A 19,902-nucleotide genomic window follows, 5' to 3' on the forward strand; every position below is an offset into this window, starting at 1 on the left:
TCATTTTCCTGGCGCGCGTCCTGCGCGCCCGTCTCCCCTACGAAGTCTGGAACCTGATCCATGTTGTGGATGATCGACAACTACGACAGCTTCACCTACAACCTCGTGCAGTACCTGCAGACGCTGGGTGCCGAGGTCAAGGTGGTGCGCAACGATGCGATGACGGTCGATGAGATCGCCGCGCACAAGCCCGAACGCATCGTGATTTCGCCCGGCCCATGCACGCCCAACGAGGCCGGCATTTCGCTGGAACTGATCCAGCGGCTGGGCCCGACCACGCCGATCCTCGGCGTCTGCCTGGGCCACCAGGGCATCGGACAGGTGTATGGCGGCACGGTGATCCGTGCGGGCAACATCATGCACGGCAAGACCTCGCCGATCCGCCATGAAGGCAAGGGCGTGTTCGCCGGTCTGCCGGATCGCTACCATGCCACGCGTTATCACTCGTTGGTGGTGGACAAGGCGCGGCTGCCGGCGTGCCTGGAGGTCACCGCCTGGACCGAGAACGAGGACGGTACGGTGGAGGAAATCATGGGCCTGCGCCATCGTGAACATCCGGTGGAAGGCGTGCAGTTCCATCCCGAATCCATCCTTACCGAGCACGGCCACGCGCTGCTGCGAAACTTCCTGCAGCGCTGAGCTGCACGCCGACCCCAGGAGTCCATCGATGCGCTTCTCCCCCCAGGAAGCCCTGCAACGCACCATCGAACACCGCGAGATCTTCTTCGAAGAGATGGTCGACCTGATGCGGCAGATCATGCGCGGCGATGTGTCGCCGATGATGACCGCCGCGATCCTGACCGGGCTGCGGGTCAAGAAGGAAACGGTGGATGAGATCGCCGCCGCTGCGACCGTGATGCGCGAGTTCGCGCTGCCGGTACCGGTCACCGATACCCGCCACATGGTCGATATCGTCGGCACCGGCGGCGATGGCTCGCACACCTTCAACATCTCCACCTGTTCGATGTTCGTGGCCGCCGCTGCCGGTGCGCGCGTGGCCAAGCATGGCAACCGCAGCGTGTCGTCCAAATCCGGAAGCGCCGATGCGGTGGAAGCACTGGGCGCGGTGATCGAACTGCAGCCGGCGCAGGTGGCGCAGGCCATCGAACAGACCGGCGTGGGCTTCATGTTCGCGCCCATCCACCACCCGGCGATGAAGGTCGTGGCGCCGGTCCGGCGGGAGATGGGCGTGCGCACCATCTTCAACATCCTGGGCCCGCTGACCAACCCGGCCAGCGCACCGTCGGTGCTGATGGGCGTGTTCCATCCGGACCTGGTCGGCATCCAGGCGCGCGTGCTGCGCGAGCTGGACACCGCGCGTGCCATGGTGGTGTGGGGCCGCGACAACATGGACGAGATCTCGCTTGGCGCCGGCACCCTGGTGGGTGAGCTGCGCGACGGCAAGGTCCGCGAGTACGAGATCCACCCGGAGGACTTCGGCATCGCCATGTCGGCCAGCCGCAACCTGCGCGTGGATGGCCCGGAACAGTCCATCGCGATGCTGCGTGCGGTGCTGGACAACGAGCCGGGCCCGGCGCTGGACATCGTGGCGCTGAACGCGGGTGCGGCCCTGTACGTGGCCGACGTGGCCAGCGACATCGCTGATGGCCTCGCACGTGCCCGCGCCGCGATCGCCGATGGCAGCGCCCGCGCGCGCCTGCAACAGTACGTCGACATCACCCGCGTGCTGGCAGGCTGAGGCGGCAACGCCGGAAACGACTTAACTCCCTCCGTCCCCTTTTTCGTGTGAACACCATGAGCGACATCCTGCAGACGATCCTGGCCCGCAAGGCCGAAGAAGTGGCCCAGCGCCGCGCCGCCGTGCCGCTGGAACAGCTGCAGGAACGGCTGGCCGATGCGCCGCCGGTGCGCGGGTTCGTGCGTGCATTGCAGGCAGCGATCGCCAACGGCGACCCGGCGGTCATCGCCGAGGTCAAGAAGGCCAGTCCCTCCAAGGGCGTGATCCGTCCGGATTTCCATCCGGCCGATATTGCGGTCAGCTACGAATTCGGCGGGGCCAGCTGCTTGTCCGTACTGACCGACATGGACTTCTTCCAGGGCAGCGATGCCTACCTGCAGCAGGCACGCGAAGCCTGCACGCTGCCGGTGCTGCGCAAGGACTTCGTGGTCGACCCGTACCAGGTGGTCGAAGCGCGCGTGCTCGGCGCCGACTGCATCCTGTTGATCGTCGCCGCGCTGGAAGACACCCAGTTGGCGGAGCTGTCCGAGCTGGCGATCAGCCTGGGCATGGACGTGCTGGTGGAAGTGCACGACATCGATGAACTTGAGCGCGCGCTGCAGGTGCCGGCGCCGATGATCGGCATCAACAACCGCAACCTGCGCACCTTCGAGGTGTCGCTGCAGACCACGCTGGACATGCGCAACGCGGTGCCGAAGGATCGCCTGCTGGTGACCGAAAGCGGCATCCTGGGTCCGCAGGATGTCGGCCTGATGCGTGATGCCGGGATCAACGCGTTCCTGGTGGGCGAAGCGTTCATGCGGGTGGAGGAACCAGGCGAGGGCCTGCGTCAGCTATTCTTCGCGGCATGAGCACGATCTATCCAACCCCGCAGGACGATGCGCCGCTGGTGGTGTTCGATTTCGACCACACCCTGTATGACGGCGATTCCGGCAGCCATCTGTTTGCCACCCTGATCAAGCGCAATCCCTTGCGGTTGCTGGCTGCGCTGCTGGTGACGCCGGTCGCCGGCCCGCTGGTGGCGATGCTGCCCACGCGCCGCGCCGGCATTTCGATCTACGTTTGGATCGCCACCTTCGGCATGCACCGCGCACGCGAGTTCAACCGCGTCATCGATGCCTATGTGCTGAAGCACGAACCGACACTGCGCGCGAAACTGCTGCCGCAGGCGCTGGAGGTGTTCGCCGCGCACCGTGCCAGGGGCGACCGCGTGGTGGTGGCCACCGGCGCGCCGCCGGAGCTGGCGCGGGCGATCCTGGCCTTCGTCGCGCACGTGGACGTGCCGGTGATCGGCAGTGAAGTCGGGCCGCGCTTCGGTGCCGTCGGCGCCACCCGGCACTGCCACAACGAAGAGAAGATGCGCATGCTGCGCGAGCGCGGCTACGGCAACATCGATGTGGCCTACTCCGACAGCACCGCCGACCTGCCGCTGCTGGTGGCGGCCAGGGCACCGGTGGTGGTCAATCCCAAGCGTGGCAGCGTGGACTTCTTCCGTCGCGTGTTGCCCGAAGGTACGCGCATCCTCAACTGGGGTTGCGAAGACCGCGGCGGCGAAAAGGCCTGAGGCCGCTGCATCCGGTAGTGACGGCCGCTGGCCGTCAGCCCTTGCCTTCGGCGCTACCGCTCCAGCAGGCCGAACACCGTATGGCCGATCTGATACAGGCTGATCGCCAGCACCAGCACGCCTACGGCGACCAGCACCCAGCGTTCCTTGACCCGCTTCACCAGCACCGCGGCCAACGGGGCGGCCATCATGCCGCCGATCAGCAGGCCGGCGACGATCTGCAGGTGGTGCAGCCCCATCGACAGCAGGAAGGTCGCGGAGACCGTCAGCGTCACTACGAACTCGGCTGCATTGACGGTGCCGATGGTGGTCCGCGCCTCACCGCCCCGCGCCAACAGCGTGGAGGTGGCCACCGGGCCCCAGCCGCCGCCGCCGCTGGCATCCAGGAAGCCTGCGACGGCACCCAACAGCGGCACGCGCTTGATGTCGCCCTTGGGCATCAGCCGACCGGCCGCGCGCAACAGGATGACGATGGCGAGCACCAGCAGGTACAGATAAATCAATGGCCGGATGATGTCGCCAGGCAGCTGGGTGAGTCCGTATGCGCCGACTGCCCCGCCGATCGCGCCGGGTATGGCCAGGCGCACGAACAATCGGCGGTCCACGTTGCCGGCCATCAGGTGGGAAACCCCCGACGCGCCGGTGGTGAAGACTTCGGCGGTGTGGACGCTGGCGCTGACCTGTGCCGGTGGCAGGCCCATGCTGAGCAGCACCGAAGACGACACCAGCCCGAACGCCATGCCCAGCGCGCCGTCGACCAGCTGCGCGCCGAGGCCGATCAGGATGAACCACCAGAATTCGCTGCTCAGCTCCATCACATCATCCTGCAGGACTGCCGTGCACCGGCAGGTGACGGCGGGGGTGACGCAGTGACGGCCAACGGTCGTCACCCACCAGGGGCAGGGTCACCCACCAGGGGCGGCGTCACCCGTCAGGAGACCTTCAGCGCGTGCCGTACAGCACCACGGTCTTGCCGCGGGCATGCAGCAGGCCGTCCACCTGCAGCTTCTTCAGCACCCGGCCGGCCATCTCGCGCGAGCAGCCGACCAGGCGCGCCAGTTCCTGCCGGGATACCCGCAGCTGGCTGCCCTGCGGGTGGGTCATGGCCTCCGGTTCTTCGGCCAGGTCATGCAGGGTGCGCACGATCCGGTCGGTCACGTCCAGGAAGGCCAGGCGGCTGGCCTTGCGGCTGGTATCGAGCAATCGCTTGGATATCTGCTGGCCCAGCGCGTACAGCAGGCGCGGGGCATCGTTGGACAGCGGGCCCAGGAACAGCTGGTGCAGGCGTTCGTAGCTGATCTCGGCCAGCTCGCAGGCGGTCCGGGTGCGCAGGATGACCTCGCGGCGGTCCGATTCCACGAACAGGCCCATTTCACCAACGAACTCGCCGGTGCCGAAGTAGCCGAGCACCAGCTCGCGCTCCTCGTCCTCTTCAGCAATTATTGAAACCGACCCACTGATCACGTAGTACAGGGTCCCGGCCGGATCACCGGGGCGGAACACATCGGTTCGGGCAGGGTAGCGACGCCGGTGGCTGTGGGCCAGGAAGCGGTCGATGGTAGCGATGTCCAAAGCCAAAGGACTGGTAGCAAGGCGCACGGTTGACACGATGGTGGCGCTCCCTCTGCGCATGAACGGATTCACGGGGTGGAGAGCAGCTTAGCGGAGCGCAAATGTTAAGAGCAAACAATTAGCTGTTCACGGCAGCCCGTTCAGGTCCCCCCTCGGGGAACAATTGCCTCATAATTGATCCTTTCCCCGCTCTTACAGGATCGCCGCCCGTGGTCAAGCCGTTGCCTCGCCTGAGGTTGCAAGGTTTCAACAACCTCACCAAGGCGCTGAGCTTCAACATCTATGACGTCTGTTACGCCCGCACCGAAGAGGAGCGTCAGCGTTACATCGACTACATCGATGAAGAGTACAACGCCGACAGGCTGACTCAGATTCTCACGGACGTCGCCGAGATCATCGGCGCGAACATCCTCAACATCGCGCGCCAGGATTACGATCCGCAGGGTGCCTCGGTGACGATCCTGATCTCCGAAGAGCCGGTGATCGACAAGAAGCAGGCCGGCAAGGAGTTGATTTCCGACGCCGTGGTCGCGCACATGGACAAGTCGCACATCACCGTGCACACCTATCCGGAAACGCACCCGCAGGAAGGCATCGCCACCTTCCGCGCCGACATCGACGTGGCCACCTGCGGCGTGATTTCGCCGTTGAAGGCGCTGAACTACCTGATCGAGAGTCTGGAATCGGACATCGTGATCATGGATTACCGCGTGCGTGGCTTCACCCGTGATGTGAAGGGCAAGAAGCACTACATCGATCACAAGATCAACTCGATCCAGAACTTCCTGGCCAAGAACATCAAGTCGCGTTACGAGATGTTCGACGTCAACGTCTACCAGGAAAACATCTTCCACACGAAGATGCACCTGAAGGACTTCGACCTGGACCAGTACCTGTTCGAAGAGAAGGCCAAGAACCTGTCCTTCAAGGAACGCATGAAGATCGAGGCGCTGCTGCGCCGTGAAATCGAAGAGCTGTTCCACGGGCGCAACCTGTCCGAGTGAGACCGGCAGGGTCCTCCGGGGCCGTGCTTATGAAGGCGGGACGTCCCGCCCCGTGGAACCGCGATCTGCGCAGATCGGCGTTTCACGGCAGTTGACCGACCCACGGCCCGGTGTGAAGACACCGGGCCGTTTTGTTTTCGTTTAGAAAGTTGAGGAGCACCCCATGCCTTGGATCTATCTGCTGCTGGCCGGCATCTTTGAAATCGGCTTCGCCATCGGCATGAAATATTCCGATGGTTTCAGCAAGCCGTTGCCGACCGTTGCCACCGTGGTGGCCGCGTTGATCAGCCTGTTCCTGATGAGCCAGGCGATGAAAACCATCCCGGTCGGTACCGCCTACGCCATCTGGACCGGCATCGGCGCGCTGGGCGTTGCGGTGCTGGGCATCTTCCTGTTCAACGACAGTGCCTCGCCGGCCCGGCTGGGCTGCGTGGCGCTGATCGTGGCCGGTGTGATCGGGCTGAAGCTGGTTTCCACGCCCTGACCCCGGTTTATTGGAGCCACGCTCGGCGCCGCCTCACAACCGGTACGCGATCGTCTTCATCACCTTCGATGCCAGCGCCATCGCGCCGGGAATCGGGAACGGCAGTCGGCGCGCACCGGCCTGCTCAGCGTGCTCGGCATGCCGGGCTTCGTCTTCCTTCATCACCTTGATCACTTCGCGGCTGCGCAGGTCGGCTGGCGGCAGCGTCTCAAGGTGCTCGTCCAGGTGGGCTTCCACCTGGCGTTCGGTCTCCACCACGAAGCCGAGGTTCCAGCCGTCACCGCGCAGCCCGGCCAGCGTGCCGATCGCATAGCTGCCGGCGTACCAGACCGGATTGAACCGGCTGGGGCGGCTGTCCAGTTCCCCCAGGCGGATCGCGCACCAGGCCAGGTGGTCGGTTTCTTCCTGCGCCGCCTCCAGCAGGTGGGCGCGGGTTGCCGGATCCCGGGCGACAGCCGCCTGGCCGAAGTACAGCCCCTGCGCACAGACCTCGCCGACATGGTTGATCCGCATCAGGCCGGCCGCATGCCGTCGCTCGCCCGGGCTCATGCCGGGCTCGGCCGCGTCGGTGGCCGGGTAGGGGCGTTCTGCCGGCGGATTGCCGAACACCGTGTCCAACGCACGCTGTGCCTCGGTCAGCAGGTGATCCAGCGGGGTGGTCTGGCGGAGCGCGCTCATGGTGGGGCCGGTGACGTCAGGGGATCCCTGATTCTCGCCGCCCGGCGCGCCCCTGCCAACCCATGGGCATGGGCGAACTTGCGCGGCGGGACGAAGCTGGGTAAAATCCCGCCTCTTGCGTTTCACCTTCACAACGCGTGGCAGAGTTCCGGCCCTCCTGGCCGCAATGAGCCCGACGACCTACATAGAGTTCTTCATGAGCACTTTCACCGCTAAGAACGAGACCGTCCAGCGCGACTGGTACCTCGTTGACGCCGAGGGCAAGACCCTGGGCCGTCTCTGCACCGAGCTGGCCCGCCGTCTGCGTGGCAAGCACAAGCCGGTCTACACCCCGCACGTTGATACCGGCGACTACCTGGTCGTCATCAATGCAGAAAAGATTGTCGTCACCGGCAAGAAGCTGCAGGACAAGATGTATCACCGTTTCACCGGTTACATCGGCAACCTGAAGACCGAATCCCTGGCCCAGGCGCTTGAGCGTCACCCGGAGCGCGTGATCGAGATCGCCGTGAAGGGCATGCTGCCGAAGGGTCCGCTGGGTCGCCAGATGTACCGCAAGCTCAAGGTCTACGCAGGCACTGAGCATCCGCACGCCGCACAGCAGCCGCAGGTTCTGGATATCTAATCATGGCTATCACTCAAAACTACGGCACTGGCCGCCGCAAGTCCTCCACTGCCCGCGTGTTCCTGCGCAAGGGCTCTGGCAAGATCACCGTCAATGGTCGTCCGCTGGACGAGTTCTTCGGTCGTGAGACTGCGCGCATGATCGTGCGCCAGCCGCTCGAGCTGACCAAGAACACCGAAAGCTTCGACATCCTGGTCACCGCCGCTGGCGGCGGCACCACCGGCCAGGCCGGTGCGATCCGCCTGGGCATCGCCCGCGCGCTGGTCGAGTACGACGAAACCCTGAAGTCCGAGCTGCGCAAGGCTGGCTTCATGACCCGTGACGCCCGTGAAGTCGAGCGTAAGAAGGTCGGCCTGCACAAGGCACGTCGCGCCACCCAGTTCTCCAAGCGCTGATTTGCCGCGCCTGGCGTGGGGCCTTCGGGGCCCTGCTGGGAGGAAAACAAAAACCCGGCTTCGGCCGGGTTTTTGTTTGCGCGTTGTTTGGGTTTTGACCCTGCGTGTCGAGCAAGCTCGACACTACGGGACCCCATCCGGAGTAGAGCCCCCTTGTTGTTCAAGGGGGCGCGCCAACGGCGCGGGGATAAGGTGGAATGCGCGGACATTTCCGCGGCGCCGCAGGCGCGGCGAAAATGCTCAAGGGGGCGCGCCAACGGCGCGGGGATAAGGTGAAATGCGCGCCCAAATACTAAAAAAGGCCTGATCAAAGATCAGGCCTTTTTTAGTATTTGGCTGCCCCGGATGGATTCGAACCACCGAATGCCTGAGTCAGAGTCAGGTGCCTTACCGCTTGGCGACGGGGCAAAATAGGTGAAGCAATTGTCTCACTTTCCAAGTCGAAAACCAACCTCGACATGGTGGCTATGGGTGGACTCGAACCACCGACCCCAGCATTATGAGTGCTGTGCTCTAACCGGCTGAGCTACATAGCCTTGTGTGAGCCGGCTATTCTGGGCATGTGTACGAAACATGTCAATAGTTTTGTGTGCTGCTTGTGGGCCGACAGACGGCATGGGATAGTCCCTGTCAGTAGATTTCTAGGAGTCCGCATCGTGATCGATCCGGACGGCTATCGACCGAACGTCGGCATCGTGTTGATGCGCCAGGACGGTCAGGTGTTCTGGGCACGTAGAGTGCGCCGGGATGGCTGGCAGTTCCCACAGGGCGGCATGAACACCGATGAGACGCCCGTCGAGGCCATGTATCGTGAACTGCAGGAAGAGACCGGCCTGCTGCCCGAACACGTTGAAGTGCTCGGTGCTACCCCCGGTTGGCTGCGTTACAAGCTCCCTGCGCGCGCGATCCGCCGCAATGAGCGACAGGTGTGCATCGGCCAGAAGCAGGTCTGGTTCCTGCTGCGCCTGACCGGTGACGAGTCGCACGTGCAGCTGGACCTGACCGAGACGCCCGAGTTCGACAACTGGCGCTGGGTCGATTTCTGGTATCCGGTCGAGCACGTGGTGATGTTCAAGCGCGGTGTGTACGCGCGTGCGTTGCGCCACCTCGCACCGATGGCGCGGGGCGTTGCCGGCGCAGGGGTGACGCAGATGCCGACGGGTGCGCAGGAAGCCTGGATGCCGGGGCATGCGGCAGGCCACGATCGGCCGCGCAAGCGTCCGACCAAGCGCGGTTACTGGCCCAAGAAGGTGCTGGGCGATCCCACCTGATGATCGTCCCAGGCTGAACTCCATCGAGAATGATTCAGCTTGTCAATTGACAACCATTCGCGTTTGAAGTGGAATATCGGCAGGCCAGCATCGGCCTGCCAGCCCCGGCCGCCCTCGTGTACGTCTGCATCTGCAACGGAGTCACCGACCACCAGATCCGCGAAGCTGCGGTGGATGGCTGCATGACGGTGGCCGAACTGACGATGCGGACCGGCTGCGGCGCTACCTGCGGGTCCTGCCTGGACATGGCCGGCGACCTGCTGGCCAAGGCACGCAACACCCACGACCTGCCGCTGCCGGTTCTCGGCGGCCTGCAGGCCGCCTGAGCGCCTGCGCCGCAACGCGCAACTGAGCACGATTCGCGTTCCTTCATCGCCGGCGCAAAGCCGCTACAGTGCCTGCGTTTTCAGCGTGCAGGAGCACCCCTCATGAAAGGCGACGCCAAAGTCATCCAGTACCTCAACAAGGTGCTGTACAACGAACTGACTGCGATCAACCAGTACTTCCTGCACGCCAAGATGCTGAAGAACTGGGGCATCAAGGAACTCGCCGAGCACGAGTACAAGGAATCGATCGAAGAGATGAAGCATGCCGACATGCTGTCTGATCGCATCCTGTTCCTTGAAGGGCTGCCGAACTTCCAGGCGCTGGGCAAGCTGCGCATCGGCGAGAATCCGTCGGAAATCCTGCAGTGCGATCTGGCGCTGGAAAGCGAGGCGGTCGAGGTGTTGCGCGAAGCGGTGGCCCATGCCGATTCGGTTGGCGACTACGTCAGCCGCCAGCTGTTCACCAAGATCCTGGATTCCGAAGAAGAGCACATTGACTGGCTGGAAACCCAGCTGGAACTGATCGGTCGCCTTGGCGAGCCGAAATACCTGCTCAGCAAGCTGGAAGACTGAGCGGGCCGTGATGGGTGCCGACCAAGGTCGGCACTACGGTCGGCACTACCGCCGCTGCCAGCCGGCCAGTGCCATGCGTGCACGCGCGAACTCGGCGACCACGCGCGCGGCGGCGACTACCGGCATCTGCAGCGTGCCGTTGCGCGCTTCCAGTTCGATGCGCCGCGCAGCAGAGGACAAGGCCATCGCGCCGACATTCGCACTGGATGACTTCAGGCTGTGCGCCAGTGCGCGCAGCTTTTCCTGATCGTCTTCCTGCGCCGCCGCCTGCAGTTGCTGCACCGCGATCGGTGTGTCATGCAGGAACGCGTCGATGATCGCCTGCGTGCTCGCCCCGATCACCTCGTGCAGTTCATCCAGCACGGTCGGGTCCAGTGCGGCCTGCGAAGCTTCCGCATCCTCGTCCGCTGCCACCAACTGGTGCTGCGCTTCGGTGCTGCCGATGTCCTGCGCGCCCAGGGTCCAGCGCTTCAGCATGCTTCGCAACGCCGAAAGTTCAACCGGTTTGGACAGATAGTCATCCATGCCGGCCTGCAGGCAGCGCTCACGGTCACCGGCCATGGCATTGGCGGTCATGGCGATGATCGGCATCCGGGGGCGGGTGGATATTGCTTCCTGCGCGCGCCATTGGCGGGTGGCGGCGTAGCCATCCAGCACCGGCATCTGGCAGTCCATCAGCACCACGTCGATACCCCCTGCGTGCAGTTCACCCAGCGCCTGTTCGCCATCGTGCGCGGTGCGCACCGTGCAGCCCATCACTTCCAGCACGCGCTCGGCCACCATCAGGTTGACCATGTTGTCTTCCACCAGCAGCACCCGCAGGTCCAGGCGGTCCGGCGTAGTGGCAATGGAGGGAGGCAGCGTTGCATCGCCAAGCAGCGCCGCAGGCCGCGCTGAGCGCGTGGCAGCCGGCACCAGCACCGCGTGCAGTGCCGCGTCGGCCTGCAGTTCGTCCACCCAGTGCTGGCCGTTGCGTGCGGGTGCGTTGCCCAGGTGCAGCCACAGCACCTGGGGTGCTTCCGTACCGCGTTCTGCGAGCGCCCGCTGCACGGACGCATCGCCGTTGCGCAGCAGGCGTCCATCGACCACCAGCCAGGCCAGTGCACGGGTCGTCGCGCGGACGGCCTCCAGTGCCAGCGCCAGCGTCTGCACGGCCTGCACCTGCAGGCCATGCTGCGCGCCGACGCGCTGCACGCGCTGCTGCAGCAAGGGGTCGTCGCTGAGCAGCAGCAGGTTGCCCAGTTCCGGGCCGTGCCCGCTGCGGGTGTCTCCCAGCGCCTTCAACAGCGGGATCTCGAACCAGAACGTGGCGCCTTGGCCGGGCGCCGAATGCACGCCGATCTGGCCCTGCATCAGCTCGATGATGCGGCGGCAGATCGCCAGCCCCAGGCCGGTGCCACCGTACATGCGCGTGGTGGACGCGTCGGCCTGGCTGAAGGACTGGAACAGGCGCGACTGCTGTTCCTGGTCGATGCCGATGCCGGTGTCGACGACCTCCAGACGCAGTTCGTGCCGGAACGCGGTCTCGCCCAGCCGGCGCACCTTCAGCGTGACCTGGCCGCGGGCGGTGAACTTGATCGCGTTGGCCAGCAGGTTGCCGAGTACCTGGCGCAGCCGCACCGGATCGCCGCGAACCGACAAGCGCACGGCAGGGTCCAGCTCCAGCACGATGCGCAGGCCCTTGGCCTCTGCCGCACGCTGCATCAGCTGCACCACGCCTTCCAGCAGTTCGCGCAGGTTGAAGGTGGTGGTCTCCAACACCAGTGCATTGGCTTCCAACCGCGAGTGATCGAGGATGTCATCGACGATGCGCAGCAACTGCTGCGAGCTGGTGACCGCGGTGCCCAGCATCTGCCGCTGCTCCGGCTCCAGGCTGCCGCGCCCGATCAGGTCGAGCACCGGGATGATGCCGTTGAGCGGCGTGCGGATTTCATGGCTCATCGTGGCCAGGAACTCACCCTTGGCCAGCACCGCTGCTTCGGCCGCCTGCTTGGCCAGCAGCAACTGCTGCTCCAGCTGTCCCTGCTGCTCGTGCAGCCGTTGCAGGCGCTCCAGTTCCTGCTGCAGCTGGCGCAGGCGCTGCTCGGCTTCGGGCGGGGCTGCCCCGTGCGCCCCGTGCTGCTGCGCCGCCAGCGGCCACAGCAGCAGCGCCACGCAGGCCGCTACCAGCCCCAGCCACGGCCAGGGGCCGTTCCAGCGCAGGGTTACGGCCAGCAGGCAGCCAACGCTGATGGCCGCCGCTGCCAGCCCGGCCCGGTAGATCCATCGGCCCCGTCCGTGGGTCACCGGGTCAGAGCACCGCGTTGAGGAAATCGAAATCCAGGTCGCTGCCGGCCGACTGCACCATGTTGCCCTGGATGAAATCCACGCCGCCTACCCACATCGCCGCCGCGGCTTGGGGATCTTCGATCTGCTGGCCGATGATGAGCAGGTTGGCGCGGTGCGCCACGTCGATCGCAGCGCGCATTTCATCGCGCGTCTGCGGGTTGGCGTGGCTGCTGGAGAAACGTCCTGCCATGCGCACGAACGACAGCGGCAGCTGGGTCAGCAGGGCATTGGCCTCCGGCCCGGGTTCGAACTGGCTCAGGCAGAAGCGCACGCCCAAGGCACTGACCCGCGTGCAGAACTGCTGCAGGGTGACGGTGTGGATCAGCGCATCGGGCAGGCGCACGTCGACCACCAGTGCACTGCCGTCCAATTGCCGCTGCTGCAGCGATTCGATCAGCCAGTCGGCGAACGCATCGCGCGCCAGCGTGCGCAGCGACTGCGATACGAACAGATGCAGTGGCGGAGTGGCATGGCGGTAATGGTCGAGCAGGCCCAGCGCATGGTCGATCACCTGCTGGTCGAGGTCGGCGATGCGGCCAGCCGCCTCGGCGGCAGGTATGACCTGGCCGGCGGTCAGCACGCTGCCATCGGCTTGGCGCAGCCGCAGCAGGACCTGGTACTGCGCGTTGCCGCCACCGGCCACGGCGACGATCGGCTGGTAAGCCAGTTCCAGCTGGCCGTCCAGCATCGCCAGGTGTTCATCGCTGCTGGTTTCTTCGTGCGGCACGAACCCGGCTACACCGGCGGTCAGCAGGCGTGCCTGCAGCGTGGTGCGCTCGATCGCCTCCAGCGCGCTGCCGACGTCCGGGAAGCCCGGCGACAGCGCCGCGAAACCGATCACCCCGCGCAGGTGCACCGATTCATCGTCGCGGATCACGAAGGCACGGCTGGACAACTGTTCGCGCAGCGACTGCGCGGTGGCGTCCAGCTGCTCTTCGTCGACGCCGCGTGCCAGGGCAAGGAAACTGTTGTCGTTCAGGCGCGCCAGCAGGTGCGGCTGCGCGGCTTCGGCCAACCGTTGCCCAGCCTGCACCATCAGGCGCTCGAAGGCGGCATAGCCATAGCGCTCGCGCAGGCCCAGCGCGCTGGCGATTTCAATGAAGAACAGACCGCCGCGGTCGCGGTGGCCGAGCGCGGCAGACAGCTGCTGCAGCAGGTGGTGGCGGGTCGGCAGCCCGGTTTCCGGGTTGTTGAGCAGCGGACCGCCGCGGTCACCGGTCTGCGCTGCCGCCTGCGCACGTGCGCGACGGATGCGGTTGGAGACCGCCGCGATCAGGTGGCGCGGGCGGATCGGCTTGCTCAGGTAATCATCGGCGCCGCTGTCGAGGACTTCGAACTGGCGTTCCGGATCGGGATCACCGCTGAGGAAGACGATCGGCAGCATCTGCAGGCCGGGCAACTGGCGGATCATCGCAGTGAGCCGCATGCCATCCAGGCCGGGCAGGTGCAGGTCCATCAGGATCAGGTCCGGCGCATGCTCCTTCAGGGCCGGCTGCACGCTCTCCGCATCGCCCACCACGATCGCTTCCATGCCGGCGCCATGCAGCACGCTCTGTGCGAACAGGGCCTGCGCCCGGTCGTCTTCCACCACCAGGATGCGATACGGCGCGTCGCTGGGGAGGAAGCCGGTTGGTAGATCGTCCTGTGCATCCGCGGCGGTGTGCAGCGGCGGTGGGGTCGCACCGGGCAGCGCGATGACATTGTCGTCTGCCGCAGCCGTCGTCGCAGCGCTGGACGGCGCCTGCGAAGGCACGCTGGCCCAACGCTGCCAATGATCGGCGGGCGGGGTTTCTGCACGCGCGTTGCGTGGCGGGTGGGTATCGTTCACGGAGTCGCCGGCAGGGGGAGTAGGGGGATTATGCGGCAGGCCCGGTGCGGGGCGCGTCGCGATCGTTACCGGCCAGCCAGCGCATTCCTCTCCAGAGCGCGCGCCATACCAGCCAGACAGTCAACGCGCCGGCCAGGCTGCAGGCCAGCACCACGCCCAGCGCAAGCCAAGGATGGGCCAGTGCCAACGCAAGGCCGCCGACCACCACGGTATCTTCGGCCGCCGAGGCAACCCAGTTGCTGGCCGGTTCGGGCGAGGTATTGAGCAGTGCGCGGGTGCCGGATTTCAGTCCGTGGCTGGCCAGCGCGACGCCCGCACCGGCCAGCAGCGTGCCGGTGCCGAGGTCCCCGTCAGGCGACAAGGTAGCGGCGGCGAGGAACGCGCCGGCCGGCACGCGGGCCAGGGTCTGCAGCAGGTCCCATGCCGAATCCACGCCGGGGATCTTGTCGGCGAAGAATTCGGCGACGGCCAGCACCGCCGAGGTGCCCAGCACCCACCACGATTCGGTGGCCTGCAGGGCCGGTGGCAGGTCGACCCAGCCCAGCAGCCCGGCCAGACCCACGCCGAACACGGTGAGGTAGACACGGATGCCGGCCAGCCAGGCCAGCAGGATGCCGATCACGAACAGGTGGGCGTCGGTCATGGCGAAGGCTCCGGTCAGCGAGGTGGACATGCCTGCCGCGGGTAGCCGGCCAGCACGAACGGCACGTTCGAAGGCTGCACTATCGGCGATGGAGAGGCTGAACGCCACAGCTGCGCTCCTGGACAGCCGCCGGTGTCACCTGCGTCCTGAATTACAATGGCCTGACTGATCCGCCGAGGCCGAGCCTGCATCGCACTGACCGATGCTCCGGAGACCTGCCATGAACAACCGTCCGCCTTCGCGCGTCCAGATCCGCATGCCCGGCCAGGCCGCCGGGCCGCATGACCGTCGCCGTCTCTGGGTGCTGGCTGCCGGCGCCCTCGTCGCGCTGCTGCTGGCCGGCCTGCTCGGCTTCTGGCTGGGTCGTCCGGGCGGTGAAGTAGGCGATACCCTGGAAGGCGCGCAGCAGCGCGCCGAAAGCCTGCAGCAGCAGCTGGTCGAACTGCGCCAGAAGCAGGCCACGCTGGAAGCCTCCGACCGCATCAGCCGGGCAGCCAACAACGAGGTGCAGGCCTCGCTGGCCGAGCGTGATGAGGAGATCGCCGGTCTGCGTGCCGATGTCGCGTTCTATGAACGGCTGGTCGGCGCCACCAGCCAGCGCAAGGGCCTCAACACCCATTCCATTGAGTTCCGCCCTGAAACGGCGGGTACCTGGCAGTACAGCGTGGTGCTGACCCAGAACCTCAACCGCGGCGCCATCAGCCAAGGGCAGATGCGCTTCACCGTGGAAGGGGTGAAGAACGGCCGGCTGGCCACGGTCAGCTGGGATGAGCTGCACCAGCGCAGCAACGTGCCGGGGCAGGAGTATTCTTTCCGGTACTTCCAGCAGCTGGGCGGCAGCGTGATCCTGCCGGCGGACTTCACCCCGCAGCGGGTTAAGGTGACACTGGGAAGTGGGACGGGGGGTTCCACGCAGGTATTTGACTGGAAACAGGCCGGGGCACCGGCCGCGAACGGGGAGTAGGCAGATGTTTGGAAGCAGCAAGTCCAGCCGTGACGGACAGCTGGTGGTCGATGCATTGATCGGCAGCCAGGTGGTGATCCGCGGCGACGTCGAATTCAGCGGTGGCCTGTACGTCGAAGGCCGCATCCACGGCAAGGTCATTGCCCAGGAAGGTGCAAGCAACGCCAACATCACCCTGGCCGACAATGGCGTGGTGGAAGGCGAGATCCGCGCCCAGGTGGTGGTCATCAGTGGCCGCATGGACGGCGACGTGCACGCCAGCGAGCGGGTTGAACTGACCCCTAGCGCGCGGGTGAACGGCAATGTTCATTACCAGGTGGTCGAAATGGCCGCCGGCGCGCAGCTGAATGGGCGGTTGATCCACGCCAGCGCTCCGATGGCCGCGCTTCCGCCGCCGAAGGGCGCTGCCGACGAGGCGGGCACCGGCAAGGGCGATACCGCCGCGCGCCGCAAGCTGGCCGAGGCCATGGCTTGAAAGCCGGCGCGAGCGGCCCCATGCTGACCGCATGAGCACGCTGATTTCACTACCCGGTACCGCCGAAGCGGCGCCGGGCTACCAGTCCCTTGACCGCCCGTTGAACTTCACCGAGTCCGCTGCGGCGAAGGTGCGCGAGCTGATCCAGGATGAAGGCAATGCCGAACTGGCGCTGCGCGTCTACATCGAGGGCGGTGGCTGTTCCGGCTTCCAGTACGGCTTCGAATTCGACGAGAACCGCGCCGAGGACGATCTGGCCGTGCAGACCAGCGGGGTCACCCTGCTGGTGGATCCGTTGAGCCTGCAGTATCTGATGGGCGCTGAGGTGGATTACACCGAGAGCCTGACCGGTGCGCAGTTCGTGATCCGCAATCCGAACGCCAAGACGACCTGCGGCTGCGGTAGCAGTTTCAGCATGTAAACGGCTTCCGGCAGCACTTCGCGTGCTGCCGAGGCTTGCCAGCAACCGTCCATCCGGGCAGGCTTGCCGCATGTCTACCCCTCTTTCGCCGCTGTCCGGTTTTTCCTTCGTTGGTGAGCCGCTCGAGCGCGCCGATGCCCTGCGTGCCGACGCCGATGCCCTTGCGCGTCTGTGGCCGGATGCCCGCCTGCTGGTGCTGGACCGCGACGGCACCGCGTTCACCGGCGCCGATGACCAGCCATTGCCGTTGACCGGCGCCGATATCGGTGGAGGTCCCGGCACCGCGGTGTTCCTCGGCCTGCGCGGCGATCAGGCGTGGTTCTCCGTCGAAGCCTCCGTGCTTGACGTGGCCGCGCCCGGGCGCATGGACCTGCGCCAGGCCGCGCTGTCCTGGTCGGTGGCCGATGCCAGCGCCTTCAGCTACGCACGTGGAATGTCGTACTGGCATTCGCGCAACCGTTTCTGCGGGGTGTGCGGCGGCGATGTGCGCTTCGAACGCGGCGGCTTCGTCGGCCGCTGCCAGCAGTGCGCGGTGGAACATTACCCGCGCGTGGATCCGGCGGTGATCGTGGCGGTGGAAAACCGCGGGCGCCTGCTGCTGGGCCGCCAGGCCAGCTGGGCCCCGCGGCGTTATTCGGTGCTGGCCGGCTTTGTCGAACCTGGCGAAATGCTCGAGCAGACCGTGGTGCGCGAAGTGTTCGAGGAGAGCAAGGTACGCGTCCGCGCCTGCCAGTACCTCGGCACCCAGCCGTGGCCGTTCCCCGGTGCCCTGATGGTCGGTTTCAGCGCCCAGGCCGACGATGGCGAACCGGAAGTGGACGGTGAGCTGGAAGACGCGCGCTGGTTCACCGCCGAAGAAGTGGGCGCGGCGATCGCGCGCGACGTGCACGACGACGGCGAAGGCATCCGCCTGTCGCCGCCGATCTCCATCTCCCGCAGCCTGATCGAACACTGGTACCGGCAGCAGCCTGGGAGCGCCTGATGTTCACCACGCTGGTCGCCGTGCTGGTCGCCCTGGCCCTTGGCCATGTTGCGCCAGCGGCTGCCGCAACGCTGCGCCGATTCGATGGCTTCCGACGCTGGCTGGGATGGCTGGACCTGCACGCCGGCCCGTCCGGGCGCGGTCCGCTCGGGGTCGTCCTGGCGGTGCTGCCGCCGGTGCTGCTGCTCGGGCTGCTGGCGTGGTTGCTGCGCGGCACGCTGTTCGGCCTGCCATCGCTGTTGCTGGGCATTGCCGTGCTGGCGTGGTGCTGGGGTCCGCGTGACCTGGACCGCGATGTCGAAGCGGTCATCGACGCCGACGAACCGGCGCTGCGCCACGCTGCCCTGCACACCCTGCAGGCGGCCGGTGGCAGCCTGCGTGATGACCTGCCTTCGCTGGTCGATGCCACCGTCTACAACGCGCTGCGGCGCTGGTTCGCGGTGCTGTTCTGGTTCCTGCTGCTGGGGCCGGCCGGTGCGCTGGGTTACCGCCTGCTGGCCCTGATGTCGATCAGTCCGATGCGCGCGCGGGTGGCGCCGGAAACGCTGCTCGCTTCGCAGCGGGTACTGGGGTGGCTGGAATGGCCAGTGGCCCAGTTGATGGCGTTGTCGATGGCGCTGGTGGGCAATTTCGATGCCGCATGGAAGGCATGGCGGCAGGCCCATGGCGAACGCTGGCGGCATGACATCGGCTTCCTCGGTGCGGTGGCGCGGGCCAGCGTGAATGCCGAACTGCGCGAAGAAGCACACGACTACACCGAAGCCGGCCTGCTGCCGGTATGGCAGCGCCTGCCGGAACTGCGCGATGCGATGAGCCTGGTCTGGCGCATGCTGCTGCTGTGGCTGGCGGTGCTGGCGCTGCTGGTGATTGCCGGCTGGGTGACGTAGCGCGGCGGCAAAGGCGTGACGACCAACGGTCGTCACCCACCGGGGGAATCAGCCCGGTGCCAACCCGGTGAACGGCGCCCACGGCAGGTTGCGCAGCACTGCATAGCCCACCAGCACGATCAACCAGAACATCGGCTTGGCCAATACGCGCATCAGCGGGTCGAACAGGCGCGGACGGACGCCGGCGCCATTGAGCAGCATCAGCAGCAGCAACGGAAGGCTGAGCACCAGCAACGGGTTCATCGCCATCGCGCCGGGCAGGTCGAAATGCACGAGGGAATAAAGGCAGCGCGTACTGCCGCAGCCAGGGCAATAGAGCCCGGTCAGCGCATACAACGGGCAGGAGGGCAGCGGATTGCCCGCGGCGTAGGGATCGACGTTGTGCAGGACCAGCGTGGCGCCCACGGCGAGCGTGGCCACGGTTGCCAAGGGCAACCAGCGTTGCAGCGAAGGCGGGAGGGTGGGCACGGGCATGGCGGAAAAACGGGACCCGGCGCGATGCCGGGTCCCGTCAGGCAACTCAGTAGCCGCTGTTGCTCAGCGCGCCCATGCCACCCAGGGCAACGACGAAGATCGCGTACAGCACGATGACCACGACGCCGGCGATTGCCGCCCACATGGCGAACTTCTTGGCTTTGTCCGAGGCCTCGCGGGCGCCGGCGATATCGCCGGCAGCGACCTTGCCGTTGACCTGCGCGGCGAAGACGATCGACACGATGCCCAGCGGCAGGCAGCAGAACAGCGTGCTCAGGATGGCCCACACGAGGTGGTTCGGGATCTGCGGGGTGGTGGCATTCATTGCATAAGCTCCTTGCGGGTGGATGGTGGTGACTCAGTTACCGGAGAGCGCGCCCAGCGCGGCAATGCCGCCGAACAGCCCGAACCACAACAGCAACAGGACCGGCAGCGCAGCAGCCGAAGCCACTGCCCACCACCCCGCCTTGCGCGATGCCTCGTGCGCACCCACCAGGTCACCGGCAGCGCGGCGGCCATCAACCTGGGCGGCATAGACGATCGACACCACACCCAGCGGCAGGCAGCAGAACAACGTCGACAGGATCGCCCAGACCAGATGGTTGGGGATGTAGACCGACGAGGTGCCGATTGGCGGTGGGTGATTCAAGTACGAGACTCCATTCCTTGGTGGCCGGCGATTGCGTGGCGTGCCGGTGCGCCCCCCTGT

The 19,902-nt window shown here is 66.2% G+C and carries 25 protein-coding genes and 2 tRNA genes; 16 read left to right on the forward strand and 11 right to left on the reverse strand.

The window, feature by feature from the left end:
* The first annotated feature begins 60 nt into the window (after positions 1-60).
* From SOM47_RS02285 to SOM47_RS02300, 4 genes are read left to right on the forward strand one after another with little or no spacing between them, the layout of a single operon-like run.
* Positions 61-639 (forward strand): anthranilate synthase component II, encoded by a 579-nt coding sequence (locus SOM47_RS02285; RefSeq protein ID WP_320504642.1) that lies wholly within the window; start codon positions 61-63, stop codon positions 637-639.
* Positions 640-667: 28 nt separating this feature from the next.
* Complete coding sequence (trpD, locus tag SOM47_RS02290; RefSeq protein WP_042614280.1) at positions 668-1,699, forward strand: anthranilate phosphoribosyltransferase; 1,032 nt, start codon at positions 668-670, stop codon at positions 1,697-1,699.
* A 56-nt stretch (positions 1,700-1,755) separates the two neighbouring features.
* Entirely contained in the window at positions 1,756-2,550 is a 795-nt protein-coding gene (gene trpC / locus SOM47_RS02295) for an indole-3-glycerol phosphate synthase TrpC (RefSeq protein ID WP_320504643.1), read from the forward strand.
* A complete protein-coding gene (locus tag SOM47_RS02300) occupies positions 2,547-3,263 on the forward strand; it encodes a haloacid dehalogenase-like hydrolase (protein ID WP_320504644.1) in 717 nt (238 codons plus the stop codon). The genes trpC and SOM47_RS02300 overlap by 4 nt, the downstream gene beginning before the upstream one ends.
* A 53-nt stretch (positions 3,264-3,316) precedes the next feature.
* Here SOM47_RS02300 and SOM47_RS02305 read toward each other — a convergent pair whose 3' ends face one another.
* Both SOM47_RS02305 and crp read right to left on the reverse strand, forming a co-directional pair.
* On the reverse strand, positions 3,317-4,078 hold the full coding sequence (locus SOM47_RS02305) for a sulfite exporter TauE/SafE family protein (protein ID WP_042614282.1): 762 nt from the start codon (positions 4,076-4,078) through the stop codon (positions 3,317-3,319).
* A 127-nt stretch (positions 4,079-4,205) separates the two neighbouring features.
* Complete coding sequence (gene crp / locus SOM47_RS02310; RefSeq protein WP_042614302.1) at positions 4,206-4,895, reverse strand: cAMP-activated global transcriptional regulator CRP; 690 nt, start codon at positions 4,893-4,895, stop codon at positions 4,206-4,208.
* Between the two features lie 149 nt (positions 4,896-5,044).
* On the opposite strand from crp, the gene speD reads away from it, so the two are divergent.
* Both speD and sugE read left to right on the forward strand, forming a co-directional pair.
* Positions 5,045-5,839 (forward strand): adenosylmethionine decarboxylase, encoded by a 795-nt coding sequence (gene speD, locus SOM47_RS02315; RefSeq protein WP_042614283.1) that lies wholly within the window; start codon positions 5,045-5,047, stop codon positions 5,837-5,839.
* A gap of 163 nt (positions 5,840-6,002) precedes the next feature.
* Positions 6,003-6,323, forward strand: a complete 321-nt coding sequence (gene sugE / locus SOM47_RS02320; protein WP_042614284.1) for a quaternary ammonium compound efflux SMR transporter SugE — start codon at positions 6,003-6,005, stop codon at positions 6,321-6,323.
* Positions 6,324-6,356: 33 nt separating this feature from the next.
* On the opposite strand, the gene coq7 is transcribed toward sugE, so the two are convergent.
* A complete protein-coding gene (gene coq7 / locus SOM47_RS02325; RefSeq protein ID WP_042614285.1) occupies positions 6,357-7,001 on the reverse strand; it encodes a 2-polyprenyl-3-methyl-6-methoxy-1,4-benzoquinone monooxygenase in 645 nt (214 codons plus the stop codon).
* A 196-nt stretch (positions 7,002-7,197) separates the two neighbouring features.
* Here coq7 and rplM point away from each other — a divergent pair, with 196 nt between their 5' ends.
* Both rplM and rpsI read left to right on the forward strand, forming a co-directional pair.
* Complete coding sequence (gene rplM, locus SOM47_RS02330; RefSeq protein ID WP_042614286.1) at positions 7,198-7,626, forward strand: 50S ribosomal protein L13; 429 nt, start codon at positions 7,198-7,200, stop codon at positions 7,624-7,626.
* A gap of 2 nt (positions 7,627-7,628) precedes the next feature.
* Entirely contained in the window at positions 7,629-8,021 is a 393-nt protein-coding gene (gene rpsI / locus SOM47_RS02335; RefSeq protein ID WP_042614287.1) for a 30S ribosomal protein S9, read from the forward strand.
* A 333-nt stretch (positions 8,022-8,354) separates the two neighbouring features.
* Here rpsI and SOM47_RS02340 read toward each other — a convergent pair.
* Together SOM47_RS02340 and SOM47_RS02345 are read right to left on the reverse strand one after the other, a co-directional pair.
* Positions 8,355-8,429: transfer RNA gene (locus SOM47_RS02340), tRNA-Gln, on the reverse strand.
* Between the two features lie 51 nt (positions 8,430-8,480).
* A tRNA-Met gene (locus tag SOM47_RS02345) sits at positions 8,481-8,557 on the reverse strand.
* Positions 8,558-8,677: 120 nt separating this feature from the next.
* Between SOM47_RS02345 and SOM47_RS02350 the strand changes: the two genes are divergently transcribed.
* The 3 genes from SOM47_RS02350 (at position 8,678) to bfr (ending at position 10,191) form a co-directional block, all read left to right on the forward strand.
* Complete coding sequence (locus tag SOM47_RS02350; protein ID WP_042614288.1) at positions 8,678-9,292, forward strand: RNA pyrophosphohydrolase; 615 nt, start codon at positions 8,678-8,680, stop codon at positions 9,290-9,292.
* Between the two features lie 116 nt (positions 9,293-9,408).
* On the forward strand, positions 9,409-9,618 hold the full coding sequence (locus SOM47_RS02355) for a (2Fe-2S)-binding protein (RefSeq protein WP_042614303.1): 210 nt from the start codon (positions 9,409-9,411) through the stop codon (positions 9,616-9,618).
* 102 nt (positions 9,619-9,720) lie between these two features.
* The gene (gene bfr, locus SOM47_RS02360; RefSeq protein WP_042614289.1) at positions 9,721-10,191 is read left to right on the forward strand and encodes a bacterioferritin; all 471 of its coding nucleotides are present in this window, start codon (positions 9,721-9,723) and stop codon (positions 10,189-10,191) included.
* Between the two features lie 45 nt (positions 10,192-10,236).
* Here the strand turns inward: bfr and SOM47_RS02365 are convergent, their stop codons facing one another.
* The 3 genes from SOM47_RS02365 to SOM47_RS02375 are packed head-to-tail and all read right to left on the reverse strand — an operon-like array spanning position 10,237 to position 14,990.
* Positions 10,237-12,423 carry an ATP-binding protein gene (locus tag SOM47_RS02365; RefSeq protein ID WP_320505048.1) on the reverse strand — a complete coding sequence of 729 codons (2,187 nt, stop codon included), beginning with the start codon at positions 12,421-12,423 and terminating at the stop codon, positions 10,237-10,239.
* A 58-nt stretch (positions 12,424-12,481) separates the two neighbouring features.
* Positions 12,482-14,386: an EAL domain-containing protein gene (locus SOM47_RS02370; RefSeq protein WP_197974454.1), complete on the reverse strand. Its 1,905-nt coding sequence runs from the start codon at positions 14,384-14,386 to the stop codon at positions 12,482-12,484.
* The gene (locus tag SOM47_RS02375; RefSeq protein ID WP_042614305.1) at positions 14,376-14,990 is read right to left on the reverse strand and encodes a DUF4126 domain-containing protein; all 615 of its coding nucleotides are present in this window, start codon (positions 14,988-14,990) and stop codon (positions 14,376-14,378) included. Before SOM47_RS02375 ends, SOM47_RS02370 begins: the two co-directional genes overlap by 11 nt.
* A gap of 220 nt (positions 14,991-15,210) precedes the next feature.
* On the opposite strand from SOM47_RS02375, the gene SOM47_RS02380 reads away from it, so the two are divergent.
* The 5 genes from SOM47_RS02380 (at position 15,211) to ampE (ending at position 18,719) form a co-directional block, all read left to right on the forward strand.
* Positions 15,211-15,954: a DUF6776 family protein gene (locus SOM47_RS02380; protein ID WP_320504645.1), complete on the forward strand. Its 744-nt coding sequence runs from the start codon at positions 15,211-15,213 to the stop codon at positions 15,952-15,954.
* Between the two features lie 4 nt (positions 15,955-15,958).
* Entirely contained in the window at positions 15,959-16,429 is a 471-nt protein-coding gene (locus SOM47_RS02385; RefSeq protein WP_320504646.1) for a bactofilin family protein, read from the forward strand.
* A gap of 31 nt (positions 16,430-16,460) precedes the next feature.
* The gene (gene erpA / locus SOM47_RS02390; protein WP_042614293.1) at positions 16,461-16,850 is read left to right on the forward strand and encodes an iron-sulfur cluster insertion protein ErpA; all 390 of its coding nucleotides are present in this window, start codon (positions 16,461-16,463) and stop codon (positions 16,848-16,850) included.
* A gap of 70 nt (positions 16,851-16,920) precedes the next feature.
* Positions 16,921-17,832, forward strand: a complete 912-nt coding sequence (nudC, locus tag SOM47_RS02395; protein WP_042614294.1) for an NAD(+) diphosphatase — start codon at positions 16,921-16,923, stop codon at positions 17,830-17,832.
* A complete protein-coding gene (ampE, locus tag SOM47_RS02400; protein WP_042614295.1) occupies positions 17,832-18,719 on the forward strand; it encodes a regulatory signaling modulator protein AmpE in 888 nt (295 codons plus the stop codon). Before nudC ends, ampE begins: the two co-directional genes overlap by 1 nt.
* Before the next feature lie 48 nt (positions 18,720-18,767).
* On the opposite strand, the gene SOM47_RS02405 is transcribed toward ampE, so the two are convergent.
* Genes SOM47_RS02405 through SOM47_RS02415 form a run of 3 tightly spaced genes read right to left on the reverse strand, consistent with a single transcriptional unit; the run spans position 18,768 to position 19,842 of the window.
* Positions 18,768-19,193: a DUF2752 domain-containing protein gene (locus tag SOM47_RS02405; protein ID WP_042614296.1), complete on the reverse strand. Its 426-nt coding sequence runs from the start codon at positions 19,191-19,193 to the stop codon at positions 18,768-18,770.
* 46 nt (positions 19,194-19,239) lie between these two features.
* A complete protein-coding gene (locus SOM47_RS02410; RefSeq protein WP_042614297.1) occupies positions 19,240-19,518 on the reverse strand; it encodes a CD225/dispanin family protein in 279 nt (92 codons plus the stop codon).
* 33 nt (positions 19,519-19,551) lie between these two features.
* The gene (locus tag SOM47_RS02415; protein ID WP_042614298.1) at positions 19,552-19,842 is read right to left on the reverse strand and encodes a CD225/dispanin family protein; all 291 of its coding nucleotides are present in this window, start codon (positions 19,840-19,842) and stop codon (positions 19,552-19,554) included.
* Positions 19,843-19,902: the final 60 nt, after the last annotated feature.

Origin of the sequence: Stenotrophomonas sp. CFBP8980 (genome assembly GCF_034046095.1) — a bacterium.
Taxonomy (GTDB): domain Bacteria; phylum Pseudomonadota; class Gammaproteobacteria; order Xanthomonadales; family Xanthomonadaceae; genus Stenotrophomonas; species Stenotrophomonas lacuserhaii.